Source organism: Kineococcus sp. R86509, from assembly GCF_042466365.1.
GTDB lineage: Bacteria > Actinomycetota > Actinomycetes > Actinomycetales > Kineococcaceae > Kineococcus.
Genome location: NZ_JAXHCE010000001.1, coordinates 210242 through 222693, shown reverse-complemented (window position 1 = coordinate 222693; position 12452 = coordinate 210242). Strand labels below are relative to the sequence as shown.

Annotated in this window: 10 protein-coding genes and 1 pseudogene; 4 read left to right on the top strand and 7 right to left on the bottom strand. The window is 72.6% G+C overall.

The genetic code is table 11. From position 1 onward, the window contains the following. Positions 1 to 60 precede the first annotated feature (60 nt). Together SJY07_RS01075 and SJY07_RS01070 are read right to left on the bottom strand one after the other, a co-directional pair. Positions 61 to 957, bottom strand: coding sequence for a phosphotransferase family protein (locus SJY07_RS01075; protein ID WP_380156413.1), 897 nt, complete (start codon positions 955 to 957; stop codon positions 61 to 63). Then, complete coding sequence (locus tag SJY07_RS01070) at positions 906 to 1733, bottom strand: sulfurtransferase (RefSeq protein WP_380156411.1); 828 nt, start codon at positions 1731 to 1733, stop codon at positions 906 to 908. Before SJY07_RS01070 ends, SJY07_RS01075 begins: the two co-directional genes overlap by 52 nt. Before the next feature lie 23 nt (positions 1734 to 1756). On the opposite strand from SJY07_RS01070, the gene SJY07_RS01065 reads away from it, so the two are divergent. Continuing rightward, positions 1757 to 2731: a bile acid:sodium symporter family protein gene (locus SJY07_RS01065; RefSeq protein ID WP_380156409.1), complete on the top strand. Its 975-nt coding sequence runs from the start codon at positions 1757 to 1759 to the stop codon at positions 2729 to 2731. Here SJY07_RS01065 and SJY07_RS01060 read toward each other — a convergent pair. The 4 genes from SJY07_RS01060 to SJY07_RS01045 are packed head-to-tail and all read right to left on the bottom strand — an operon-like array spanning position 2654 to position 6940. Beyond that, positions 2654 to 3685: a YihY/virulence factor BrkB family protein gene (locus SJY07_RS01060; RefSeq protein WP_380156407.1), complete on the bottom strand. Its 1032-nt coding sequence runs from the start codon at positions 3683 to 3685 to the stop codon at positions 2654 to 2656. The two genes, SJY07_RS01065 and SJY07_RS01060, sit on opposite strands and share 78 nt — an antisense overlap. 59 nt (positions 3686 to 3744) lie before the next feature. After that, a complete protein-coding gene (locus SJY07_RS01055) occupies positions 3745 to 4845 on the bottom strand; it encodes an alpha/beta hydrolase (protein WP_380156405.1) in 1101 nt (366 codons plus the stop codon). Then, on the bottom strand, positions 4842 to 5690 hold the full coding sequence (kynA, locus tag SJY07_RS01050; RefSeq protein ID WP_380156403.1) for a tryptophan 2,3-dioxygenase: 849 nt from the start codon (positions 5688 to 5690) through the stop codon (positions 4842 to 4844). The genes SJY07_RS01055 and kynA overlap by 4 nt, the downstream gene beginning before the upstream one ends. After that, positions 5687 to 6940: a kynureninase gene (locus SJY07_RS01045; RefSeq protein WP_380156401.1), complete on the bottom strand. Its 1254-nt coding sequence runs from the start codon at positions 6938 to 6940 to the stop codon at positions 5687 to 5689. The genes kynA and SJY07_RS01045 overlap by 4 nt, the downstream gene beginning before the upstream one ends. A 43-nt stretch (positions 6941 to 6983) precedes the next feature. Here SJY07_RS01045 and SJY07_RS01040 point away from each other — a divergent pair, with 43 nt between their 5' ends. Together SJY07_RS01040 and arc are read left to right on the top strand one after the other, a co-directional pair. Beyond that, the gene (locus SJY07_RS01040) at positions 6984 to 8540 is read left to right on the top strand and encodes a class I SAM-dependent methyltransferase (protein WP_380156399.1); all 1557 of its coding nucleotides are present in this window, start codon (positions 6984 to 6986) and stop codon (positions 8538 to 8540) included. Between the two features lie 139 nt (positions 8541 to 8679). Then, a pseudogene (gene arc / locus SJY07_RS01035) lies at positions 8680 to 10314 on the top strand (proteasome ATPase); the annotation flags it as partial. A 37-nt stretch (positions 10315 to 10351) separates the two neighbouring features. On the opposite strand, the gene SJY07_RS01030 reads toward arc, so the two are convergent. Beyond that, positions 10352 to 10903: an NUDIX hydrolase gene (locus SJY07_RS01030; RefSeq protein ID WP_380156397.1), complete on the bottom strand. Its 552-nt coding sequence runs from the start codon at positions 10901 to 10903 to the stop codon at positions 10352 to 10354. A 114-nt stretch (positions 10904 to 11017) separates the two neighbouring features. On the opposite strand from SJY07_RS01030, the gene SJY07_RS01025 reads away from it, so the two are divergent. Next, positions 11018 to 12427, top strand: a complete 1410-nt coding sequence (locus tag SJY07_RS01025; protein WP_380156395.1) for an efflux RND transporter periplasmic adaptor subunit — start codon at positions 11018 to 11020, stop codon at positions 12425 to 12427. The last annotated feature ends 25 nt before the right edge of the window (positions 12428 to 12452 follow it).

The following is a 12452-nucleotide window of genomic DNA, read 5'->3' as shown; positions in this document are numbered from 1 at the left end:
GACCGACCCGCCGGCGGACTTCGTCGGGGTCCGGGTCCCTCCCGCGTGCGGGCGGAGACGTCAGACCATCAACTCGCGCAGCCGACGCACCCGGTCGAGCACCATCGGGTGGTCGGCGGGCAGGTTCCGCAGCGGGCCGGACCAGCGGCACACCTGCCGCAGCCCCAGCAGCACCGCGCTGCGGCGCAGCACCCGCTGCGACGGCGCGACGCCGTACCCGCGGAGCAGGTGCGGCAGCAGGGGAGCGGGCAGCCTCTCCCCGTCGTGCAGCAGGAAGTGCGCGAGGTCGAACCACGGTTCCGCGCCCCGGGCCTCGCCGAAGTCGATGAAACCCGTGAACACGCCGTCCTGGACGAAGACGGGGGTGACGTCGAGGTCGCCGTGGGCGAGGGCGGGGACGACGTCGAGGCCGCACTGCTCGGCGATCAGCCCCTCGAGGACGTCGAGTTCGAAGGGTGAGAACAGTTCGGTGAGCCGACCCGGCCACGGGTCGGGGAGGTGGGACACCACGAACTCGCGGTGGGTGGGGAACTCCGCGCGCAACGGCCAGCCCGGGCCGTCACGGACGATGAACCCGAAACCGTCGACGGGGATCGAGTTCAGGACGGCGAGGTGGCGACCGGCGGCCTCCAGGACGGCCGGCGCGTCCTCGGCGCGCGAGAGCGGCGCGCCGAGGACCTCCGTGGTCAGAGCGACCCACCGGTCGAGCCCGACGTCGAACTGCGTGTGCAGGACCGCGGGCACCGGAACCCCCGCCGCGGCCAGCCGGGAGTGCAGTTCCGCGTCGGTGCGCAGGTCGTCGCCCGGCCGTTCGCCCACCCGCAGGTAGTACGTCGCGTCGTCGGTCCGCACCCGGTAGACGACCGTGGAGACGCCGTCCTCGACGCGTTCGACGGAGAACACGATCAGCCGGCGTCCGGGCCGGTCGCGACCGGCCGCGACGGGTCGGCGACCCACTCCGACCACGAACCCGGGTAGAGCCTCGCGGGGATGCCGGCGACCTCGAGCGCGAGGAGGGTGTGGGCGGCGGTGACCCCGCTGCCGCAGTAGACCCCGACCGGTCCGGTGGAGACGTCGGCGAACCGCTCGCGCAATTGTTCCGGGGCCAGGAACCGGCCTGTCGCGTCCAGGTTCTGCGTCGTGGGGAGGTTCAGCGCCCCGGGGACGTGACCGGCGACGGGATCGACGGGCTCGACCTCACCGCGGTAGCGCTCGGGAGCGCGGGCGTCGAGGAGGACCCCGGTGCGGGCGAGGGCGGCGGCCGACCCGGCGTCCAGCACGGGCAGGGACCCCGGGCGCACGGTGACGTCGCCGGGTCCGGGCAACGGGACGTCGGTGGTGAGGACCCCACCGGCCGCGGTCCACGCGGCCAGTCCACCGTCGAGCACCCGGACGTCGGCGAGGCCCGCCCAGCGCAGCACCCACCACCCGCGCGCCGCGCTCGTGGAGGTGGCGGCGTCGTGGACGACGACGCGGGTGTCGTCGCTGATCCCGGCACCGCGCAGGACCTCCTGCAGCGCGACGGGGTCCGGCAGCGGGTGGCGCCCCTCACCGGTCCGGCGGGGCCGGGACAGCTGGGTCTCGAGGTCGAGGTACACCGCACCGGGGAGGTGTCCCCGCGCGTACTCCTGCGCGCCGTCGGGACCACCGAGCGCCCACCGGACGTCGAGCAGGACCGGCGGCCGCCCGCCGCCGAGTTCGGCCTGCAGTTCCGCGACGCTGATCAGAGCCATGTCCCGAAAGGTACAGTCACGGCGTGCTGCGCTGGTCCCGGGTTCCCGTGCTGCGCAGGGTGGAACCCTTCGTCGTCGCGATCCTCTCGGCCGTCCTCGTCGCCGCGCTGCTGCCCGCCGGCGGCGCCGTCGCGACCGGGTTCTCCTGGGGCACGACGATCGGGGTCGGGGTCCTCTTCCTCCTCTACGGGGCGCGCATGGCGCCGGCCGAGGCGGTCGCCGGGTTGCGCAACTGGCGGCTGCAGGGCTCGGTCGCGGCGACGACCTACCTGCTCTTCCCGCTGCTGGGGACGGGCCTCGCGCTCGTCGTCGGCCACGTCCTGGACGACGGTCTCGTCGCCGGTCTGCTGTTCCTCTGCGCCCTGCCCTCGACCGTCCAGTCCTGCGTCGTGTTCACCGCGGTGGCGCACGGCAACGTCCCCGGGGCGGTGGTCAGCGCGACGGTGTCGAACCTCGCGGGCATCGGCCTCACCCCGGTCCTGGCCGCGCTGCTGCTCGGTTCCACGGGGGCCGGGCCCGACGCCGGGGCCATCGGGCGGATCGTGCTGCAGCTGCTCGTCCCGTTCCTGCTGGGCCTGCTGCTGGGCCGCTGGATCGGTGGCTGGGTCCGAGCCCACAAGGGGCGACTGACCCTGCTGGACCGCGGGGTGATCGTGGCGGTCGTCTACGCCGCGTTCAGTCGTGGCGTGCGCCAAGGCGTCTGGAGCGAGGTGACGCCCGCCGAGGTCCTCGTCGTCCTCGGGTGCGCGGCGCTGCTGCTGGCCGTGGCGCTGACGTTCGCCTGGTGGGTCCCGCGGTGGTGGGGCGCCTCCCGCGCGGACCGGGTCACGACCGCCTTCTGCGGTTCCACCAAGTCCCTGGCCACCGGGTTGCCGATGGCGACCGTGCTGTTCCCGCCGCACGTCGTCGGGCTGGTGGTGCTACCGGTCATCCTCTACCACCCGCTCCAGACCACCGTCTGCTCGTTCCTCGCGGGGCGGCTGGGCCGTCAGCGGTGATTCGTCGAACTCGACGCTGACCCGCTCGAAACCCTTGTGCCGCTGGGCCTGCGCGATGTGGGTGTAGGCGCGTTCGTCGCCCTCGGTGAGTTCGACGAAGTCGGTGAACGGGGTCAGCAGCGCCCGCGGGTAGAGCTTGCGGACGCGGACGACGTCGGCCTCGACGCAGAGGACGACGACGCACGAGGTGATGAACAGGAAGGCGATGAGGCCGAGGACGGCGGTGAAGACCTGGTTGGAGATGCTGGACCGTTCGCTGACCAGACCCGTGAGGGTGCTGCCGAACGACTGCAGGAACTGCCACAGGACGGCCATCGTCAGCGCCCCGGGCAGGACCGTCTTGAACGGTGGACGGTGCGCGGCGGCCAGCCAGAACGCCATCGTGAAGCCGATCCCGGCCAACAGCGTGTACCCCGCCCGGGACACCCACTTCAGCAGCCCGTCGTCGCCGATGACGTCGCCGAGCACGACGTTGAGCACCGTGGTCCCGACCACGAACAACCCGGCGGTGACGATGAGCAACAGCGAACGCAGCCGCGCCTTGAACGGGTTCGGCCGTTCGTTCCTGGGGATCCCCCAGGCGATGTTCACGGCGTTCTGGATGGCCAACCCGATCCCCAGCGCCCCGTAGAGCGCACCGGCGATGCCGATGGCGACCGTCGCCGCGCCCCCGCCGAGGGCCCCGGGATCACCGACCTCGTCCCGGATGACCGGGATCTGGTTGACGGCGGAGTTCAGGATCGCTTGCTGCGCGCCGGGGTTCCCGGAGAGGACGTAGCCGAGGATCGTCGAGAGCAAGAGCAACAGGGGGACCAGGCTCAGCAGGCCGTAGTAGGCGACGAGAGCCGCCAGGTAGGCGCCCTGGTCCTCGAAGAACTTGTAGACGACGGCGAGCGGGTAGCTCGCCACCGGGTGCTTGCGCTGGAACGCGTCGAGCCGCGAGACCCACGACATCGACCGTTGTCTCCCACCGTCCGCCGGATCCGCCGCGACGAAGGGTACCGGGGCGGGACTCAGCCGTGCACGCGCGACACCACCAGACGGGCTACCCGCGCCCAGACGTCGGAGGTGGGGTCGATGACCGAGAAGTGGTGCCCGGGCGCCTCCACGACCGTGACGTCGTCGCCGGCGGCGACGGCGGCGGTCGCGAACCGGCGCGAGGCGTCCAGCAGGTCCGGGTCGTCGCCGACCCCGCAGACCACCGCGACGGGGAGACCGAGGGGCAACCGATCGATCGGGGAGGAGGCTGCGTAGACCTCCGGCAGCTCCTCGGGGGTGCCGCCGAGGGCCGCGGCGACCGCGTGCTCGCTGAGACCGCGGGCGTGGATCGACGTCAGGTCCAGGCAGCCGGCCAGGGAAACGGTGAAGGCGGGACGGATCCCGCTCCCGGTGGCCCGGTCGGCGGCGAGGCGGGTGACGAGCTGACCGCCGGCGGAGTGGCCGAGGGTGACGACCCGGTCGAGGTCGAGGGGCGCGTCGAGTTCCCGCAGCGCGTCGAGGGCCGCGGCGACGTCCGCCGTCGTGGCGTCCCAGCCGTGCCGGTCCGGGCGTCGGTACTCCACGTTCCAGGTCGCGAACCCCCGGGCGGTCAGGTCGACGGCCAGCGGGTGCATGACGTCGGCGTCCCAGCGCGAGCGCCAGTAGCCGCCGTGGACGAGGACGGCGACGGGGAACGGGCCCTCGCCCGCAGGCAGGCGCAGGTCGGCGTACTGGTCCCGGTCCGCGCCGTAGGTGTGCCGGGTGCCGGGGTCGCTGGCGTGGAAGAACCAGTCGTCGACGCCGAAGGCCAGGCCCTGCATCCCGCGCCAGCGGACGTGGCGGCGGACGCAGCGGGACGTGTCGGGTTCGCGGGCGTCGAGGTCGACCCGGACGACGCGCGCACCGGGGACACCGGCACCGACCAGCAGGTGATCCGCGGGTGTGTCGTCGCCGGCGACGAGCAGGAACTCCCCGTCCGCGGCGGCGGCGCGCAGGGCGGCCGTGAACTCGGCCGGGGAGCTCGTCAGGACCAGGTCGCCCTCGATCCCGCGGGCGGCGAGCGCCGCGTCGAAGACGGCCTGGCCGGTCACGGAGCCGGTGAGGACTCCGGGGGCGGCGACGGCGGTGAGCTTCACGAGCCGATCTCGGTGCGGACGGCGTAGAGCTCGGGGAAGAAGGTGAGGTCGAGGGCGCGGGCGAGGAAGTCCACGCCGGAGGAGCCGCCGGTGCCGCGTTTGAAGCCGATGGTGCGTTCGACGGTCTTGAGGTGGCGGAAGCGCCAGAGCTGGAAGTTCTCCTCGAGGTCGACGAACTCCTCGCAGGCTTCGTACTCGGTCCAGTAGCGCTCGGCGTCCTCGTAGATGGTCCGGAAGGTGGCGACGAGGGCGGGGGTGTGGACGTGGGCGCGGGTGACGTCGCGGTCGAGGAGTTCGGTGGGGACGTCGTGTCCGTGGCGGGCGAGGTAGCGGAGGAACTCGTCGTAGAGGCTGGGGGCTTCGAGGAGGGTCTTGAGTTCGTGGTGGCGGGGGGCGTCGTGGGCGAAGACGTCGAGCATCGTCGCGTTCTTGTTGCCGAGGGCGAACTCGACGGCGCGGTACTGGTGGCTCTGGAAGCCGGAGGAGTTGGCGAGGAACCCGCGGAACTGGGAGTACTCGGTGGGGGTGAGGGTGGCGAGCACGGACCACTGCTCGGTGAGGGTGCGCTGGATGTGCTTGACCCGGGCGATGTTCTTGAGCGCGGTCTTGAGGTCGTCGCCGGCGATGGCGGTCATGGCGGAGCGCAGTTCGTGCAGGACGAGCTTGAGCCACAGTTCCGAGGTCTGGTGCTGGATGATGAACAGCAGTTCGTCGTGGTGCTCGGGGGTGCTGAGCGGGTGCTGGGACGTGAGGAGTTCGTCGAGGTGGAGGTACTCGCCGTAGGACATGTCACGGGTGAAGTCGGTGACGACTCCGTCCTCGAGCTTGCGGGTGTTCTCGCTCACCGGGGGGCCTCGACGATCTCCTGGAGGGCGAGGACGCCGTGGAGGACCTCGGTGAAGCTGGTGGACAGCGGGGCGAGGCCGAGGCGGATCCCGTCGGGGGTGCGGAAGTCGGGGACGACGCCCCGGGTCCAGAGTTCGGCGGTGACGTCGCGGAAGTCGCTGCGGCGCAGGGTGATGTGTCCACCACGGGCTTCCGGCTCACGCGGGGTGGCGACGGTGACGCCGTGGGGGGCGAGGAGGTCGTCGGCCAGGTCGAGGGCGAAGGTGGTCAGTGCGGTCGACTTGGCGCGGACGGCGGCGATCCCGGCGCGTTCCAGCTGGTCGAGGCCGACCCGGACGGGGACCATGGCGACGATGGGTGGGGTGCCGGAGATGAGTTGCCGGATCCCGGGGTCGGGCTGGTAGCCCTGGCCCATGGCGAAGGGGTCGGCGTGACCCATCCAGCCCTGGACGGGTTGGCGCAGGGCCTGCGGGTGGCTGCCCTGGTGGCGGGTGGCGAGGTAGGCGAAGGCGGGGGCTCCGGGTCCCCCGTTGAGGTACTTGTAGCAGCAGCCGACGGCGAGGTCGACGCCCCACGCGTCGAGCTCGAGTTCCACCGATCCGGCGGAGTGGGAGAGGTCGAAGAGGACGAGGGCGCCGGCGTCGTGGACGACGCGGGTGATGGCGGCGGCGTCGGCGAGGTGGCCGGAGCGGTAGGCGACGTGGCTGAAGGTCGCGAGCGCCGTGCGGGGGCCGACGGCGGCGCGGACCTGGTCGGGGGTGATCCCGGAGGCGGGGTCGGTCTCGATCCAGCGCAGGGTGAGGCCGGTCTCGGCGGCGATGCCTTCGAGGACGAAGCGGTCGGTGGGGAAGTTGTCGGTGTCGCAGACGATCTCGTCGCGGCCCTCGGCCTGTCCGGTGGCGGCGGCGGCGCGGACGAGCTTGTAGAAGAGGACGGTGGTGGAGTCGGCGACGACGGTCTGTCCGGCGGCGGCGCCGAGGGCGACGCGGCCGATCTGGTCTCCCAGCTGGGTCGGCCAGTCCATCCAGCCGCCGTGGGGGCCTTCGGTCCAGCCCTGGATGAGCCGACCGCCCCACTCCTGGCGGAGGAAGGCGTCGAGGGCCGCGGGGGTGGCCGTCAAGGGGCGGCCGAGGGAGTTGCCGTCGAGGTAGGAGGTGACGGCGGGGGCCGCGTCGAGGAGGAACTCCTCGCGGTAGGGGGCCAACGGGTCGGCGGCGTCGAGCGCGGCTGCGCGCTGGGTGTGGGTCACGTCTCTCCTCGGGGTGCTGGGGGCTGACCGTAGCGTGGACGGCGTGTCCCTCGTCGTGCGTCACGTCCTGTTCCCCGGCCGCCACCACCTCGTGACGTCCTTCCAGACGCGGTACCTGCGTTCTCTGCTGGCCGGGGAGCTCGTGGACTCCGCGGGGGTTCCGGTGGTGTGCGCGGTCGACGCGGACGTGGTGTGGGCGGTGACGTCGGCGACGCACAGCGGGACGAGGCGCAACCCGCTGCCGGGTCACCGGCGGGAGGCGATGGTGGAGCGGGTGTCCGCGGTGGAGGGGTTGGCGTCGTTGGTGGCGCCGGTCGCGGACGTCCCGGCCAGTCCGCGGTTCGCGCGGACGGTGCTGGCGAGCGTGGAGCTGTCGACGGGGGTCGCGGCGACCCCGGAGGAGACGGTGCTGGCGTGCTCGACCCCGGAGGTGGCGGCGATGTACGCGGAGCTGGGGTTCCGGGTGGTGGCGGTGGAGGACGGGGACCCGGCGGGTCCGGCGCGTCCGTGGGACGTGCTGGAGATGGTGGCCGCGGGGGACGGGCGGTGGCGGGAGCTGGCGCACCCGGAGGTGGTGCGCTTCTACGACCGCTACGGGCTGGCGGCGCAGGTGGCGTTGATCCACGCGGACCCGACGGTCTCGACGGAGGGGGACCTGACGTCGACGCGGGACTACCGCAGCTACACGGCGGCCTTCGACGACGCCTCGGACCGCAAGTGGGAGCTGGTGTCGGCGTTCGTGGAGCCGGGGCGGGTGGTGGACCTGGGGTGCGCGGCGGGGGGTCTGCTGGAGCGGGCGGCTCGGGACCCGCGGTTGGCGGAGTCGGACCTCTACGGGGTGGACGTGTCGCGGCACCTGGTGGCGGAGGCGGAGCACCGGCGGGCGCAGGGGGTGTTCGCCCACCCCAACGTCTTCTTCGCCCAGCGCAACCTGTTGCGCTCGGCGGTCTTCCCGGTGGCGTCGGTGAGCACGACCCTGACGGTGGCCCTGACCCACGAGATCGCCAGCTACGGCGCGGGGCGGGCGGACCTGGAGCGGTTGGCGGAGCGGATCTTCGAGCACACGGTGCCGGGCGGGGTGTGGGTCTGTTCCGACGTGCTGGGTCCGCGGGAGGGGGACCGGCTGGTGCACCTGGTGCTGGACGGGGTCGGTGCGGGGGTGGCGCCGCGGGACCTGGCCGGTCTGGACGGTGGGGACGTGGCGGCCGTGGTGGGCGCGATGTCGCCGGCGGAGCGGTTGGTGCAGTTCGCGCAGGACTTCCCGGCGCTCTCCGGCGGGCGCTGCGACGTGCGGTGGGTCGGGCCTGGGGTGGCGGAGCTGACCTTGCGGGCGGCGATGGAGTTCCTCACCACCCGCGACTACGTGGACAGCTGGCTCTCGGAGTGCCACGAGCGGTTCTGCGACATGACGTGGCCGGACTGGGTCGAGCTGCTGGAGGGGGTGGGGTTCGGGGTGGAGCCGGTGAGCGGGGCGTGGCGCAACGAGTGGCTGGTGGAGAACCGGCTGTCGGTGGGGGCCTCGGTGCGGGACGCGGTGACGGGTGCGGAGCTGGCCTGGCCGCAGACGCACGTCACGTTCGTGGTCCGACGCCCTCGGTGACCGGCCGGCAACGCGCCGACGTCGAATCCACCGCGCGATCCCGGGTCCGCGGGTTACTGTCGAACGCATCCACCCAGAGGGGAGATGCGCCATGACGGAGCCCCAGCGCCGCTTCGGCGGCGGAGGTGAGCGGGACGCCCGCCACCTCACCGCGCTCGAGGAACAGCTCGGAGCCGCCCGGACCCGACTCGCTCAGGTCAGTGCCCAGAACGACCGCCTCGCCACGACGCTGCGCGAGGCACGGGACCAGATCGTCGCGCTGAAGTCGGAGGTGGACCGTCTCGGTCAGCCGCCCGCGCAGTTCGCGACGTTCCTGGAGGCCGCCGGTGAGGGCACGGCCGACATCATGTCGGCGGGTCGGCGGATGCGGGTGGCGGTGAGCCCGGCGATCGACCTGGACTCGTTGAAGCCCGGCCAGGACGTGATGGTCAACGAGGCCATGAACGTGGTGGCGGCGTTCGACTACGAGCGTACGGGCGAGCTCGCCTCGGTCAAGGAGATCCTGCCCGACGGGCGGGTCCTGGTGCTCGCGCGCGCCGACGAGGAGCGCGTGGTGCGTCTGGCCGGTCCGTTGATGGACGGCCCGCTGCGGGTCGGGGACTCCCTGACCATCGACACCCGGTCCGGGTTCGCCTTCGAGCGGATCCCGAAGGCGGAGGTCGAGGAGCTGGTCCTGGAGGAGGTCCCGGACATCGACTACGAGGACATCGGTGGCCTCGGGCCGCAGATCGAGGCGATCCGCGACGCGGTGGAGCTGCCGTTCCTGCACGCGGACCTGTTCCGCGAGCACGGTCTGCGCCCGCCGAAGGGGATCCTGCTCTACGGCCCGCCCGGGTGCGGGAAGACGCTCATCGCGAAGGCCGTCGCGAACTCGCTGGCCAAGAAGGCCGCGGAGCTGCGGGGCGAGAGCCAGGCCAAGAGCTACTTCCTGAACATCAAGGGCCCGGAGCTGCTGAACAAGTACGTCGGCGAGACCGAGCGCCACATCCGGCTGATCTTCGCCCGGGCGCGGGAGAAGGCGAGCGCCGGGACGCCGGTGGTGGTGTTCTTCGACGAGATGGAGTCGTTGTTCCGCACCCGTGGGTCGGGGGTGTCCTCGGACGTGGAGACGACGATCGTGCCCCAGCTGCTGTCGGAGCTGGACGGGGTGGAGCGCCTGGAGAACGTCATCGTGATCGGCGCCTCGAACCGCGAGGACATGATCGACCCGGCGATCCTGCGCCCGGGCCGGCTGGACGTGAAGATCAAGATCGAGCGTCCGGACGCGGAGAGCGCGGGGCAGATCTTCGCGAAGTACCTGACGCCGGACCTGCCGTTGCACGCGGACGACGTCGCGGTGAACGGGGGGACGAAGCAGCTCACGGTCGAGGCGATGATCCGGGCGACGGTGGAGCGGATGTACACCGAGAGCGAGGAGAACGAGTTCCTCGAGGTGACGTACGCGGGCGGTGACAAGGAGGTCCTGTACTACAAGGACTTCAACTCGGGCGCGATGATCCAGAACATCGTGGACCGGGCGAAGAAGATGGCGATCAAGGACCTGCTGACCCTGAACCAGAAGGGGGTGCGGGTGGATCACCTGATGAGTGCGTGCGTGGACGAGTTCAAGGAGAACGAGGACCTGCCGAACACGACGAACCCGGACGACTGGGCCCGGATTTCGGGCAAGAAGGGTGAGCGGATCGTCTTCATCCGCACGTTGATGCAGGGGAAGAAGGGCACGGAGGCGGGCCGCTCGATCGACACGGTCGCCAACACGGGTCAGTACCTGTAGGTCGCTTCCCGTCCGGTGGTGCGCAGGGCCGTCCTCGTCAGCGGGGGCGGCCTTCCGCACGTCCGGTCTCCCACCAGCGCGGCCAGGCGGCGAGGAGGGCGCGGGTGTCGGGGACGAAGGGCCAGGTGGGGTCGGCGAGGCGGTCGCGCAGGGTGGCGGGGTCCTCCCACCAGCCCTCGGCGACCTCGCTGGGTTGCAGGGTGAGGGGGGTCCCGTCCCAGTCGGCGGTGTAGACGTGGGCGAGGTAGTGGGTGGTGTCGTCGCGGTACCAGGTGGTGGTGACGGGGCGCAGGTCGGCGTCGAGGCCGAGTTCCTCGCGCAGTTCGCGGTGGGCGGCGTGCAGGGGGGTCTCGCCGGCGTCGACGACGCCACCGGCGAGGCAGTCGTGGGCGCCGGGGTTGAGGTCCTTGACGTCGGTGCGGCGGTGCACGAAGACGCGGCCGGTGGCGGGGTCGCGCAGCAGGACGCCGGTGGCGGCGTGGGGGAGGTTGCGGGCGCGGACCTCGGCGCGTGGGGCACTGCCGGTGACCCGTCCGGCACGGTCCGTCGGGTCGTAGAGGTCGACGAGTTCCTGGCCCGGAGTGCTCACCCGTTCGAGGGTAGGGACCGGTGTCCGGGGTGCGACCCAGGGGGGAGGGGCAGGTGTCGAAGACCACGCCTGAGGTGGACCCGTGGACGCTCGGGCAAGCCCTAGTGTGACCAGGTGCGAGCCCACCTCACGACTCCGCGCCCGTCCCGGCGTCCCCTCCGTGCCCTGTCCGCCGTCGCCGTCGGGGCCTCGTTCGTGCTGGTCGCCTCGGCGTGCAGCAAGGACGAGGCTCCGGCGTTGTCGACGGCGACCGTCGCCCGGGGTGACGTCGCGGAGGTCGTCGACGCGCCGGGGACGGTGCAGCCGCGGGCCTCGGCGGTGGTGAAGTCCCCGGCGGCGGGGACGGTGGCGACGTTGAACGTGAGCGACGGCCAGCAGGTCGCGGCCGGTGACGTGCTGATGACGATCGACTCCCCGTCGGCGGTGTCGAACCTCGCGCAGGCGAAGCAGGCCGACGAGGACGCCGCGGCGTCGGGGTCCTCGGGGTCCGGCTCGGCGAAGAGCGCCTCGCAGGTGGCGGCGCAGCAGCGCAAGGCGGCGGCGGACGCGGCGGCGCGCTTCTCCGAGGCGGAGACCCAGGCGCAGGCCATCGCGGACCCCGCGGCGCGGGCGGCGGCACTGGCGGCCGTGCAGTCCTCGCGAACGCAGTACCAGCTGCTGGCTTCGCAGACGCAGGCCCTGGTGGACCAGGTGAACGCAGGGCTGGGGAACCTGGACACGGCGGTGTCGTCGTTGGGTCAGGCCCAGCGCGTGCAGACGCGGGCGGCGGTCTCGGCGGCGCAGGCCACGGTGGACGCCCTGGTGGTGAAGGCGCCGATCTCGGGAAAGGTGTCGCTGTCCGCGACGGGGGGTTCGGGATCGGCGAACCTGCCCGCGGGGGCCGAGGCGCTGCTGGCGGGCAGCGGGGTGTCGTTGCCGGCCGCGGCCGCCGGGTCGGACTCCGGTGCGGCGGGTGCCCCGGTGCTGGCTCAGGGCGCGGCCGTGGCGTCGGGGGCGACGGTGCTCAACGTCATCGACGCGTCGACGCTGAGCCTGACGGCGGACGTCGACGAGACGGACGTGCTGAGCGTGAAGCCGGGGATCGGGGCCGACGTGAACATCGACGCGGTGCCCGGGGCGAAGTACCACGGGACGGTCACGAGCATCGACCCGACGCCCAAGGGCGGCGGCGGGAGCTCGGTGACGTACACGGTCCGCCTGAGCTACGACGGCGGGACGGGCGGGGACGGCACCCCGGCGGCGACGCCGTTGCCGGGCATGTCGGCGACGGTGTCGCTGGTCGTGCAGGAGGTGGACGGCGTCGTGGAGGTCCCGGCCGCGGCCGTGGTGCGGGCCGGGTCCGACAACGGCGCGAAGGACTCCGACACCGTCTGGATCGTCTCCGGCGGCAAGGCGGAGCGACGCGCGGTGACCGTGGGGGTCCGGGGGGAGACCGACGTGGAGATCACCAAGGGTCTCGACGGCGGCGAGGAGGTCGTCACCGAGGGCGCGGCCGGCGTGAAGCAGGGACAGCAGGTCTCGTGACCCGTCCCGACACGGGCCACCCGCA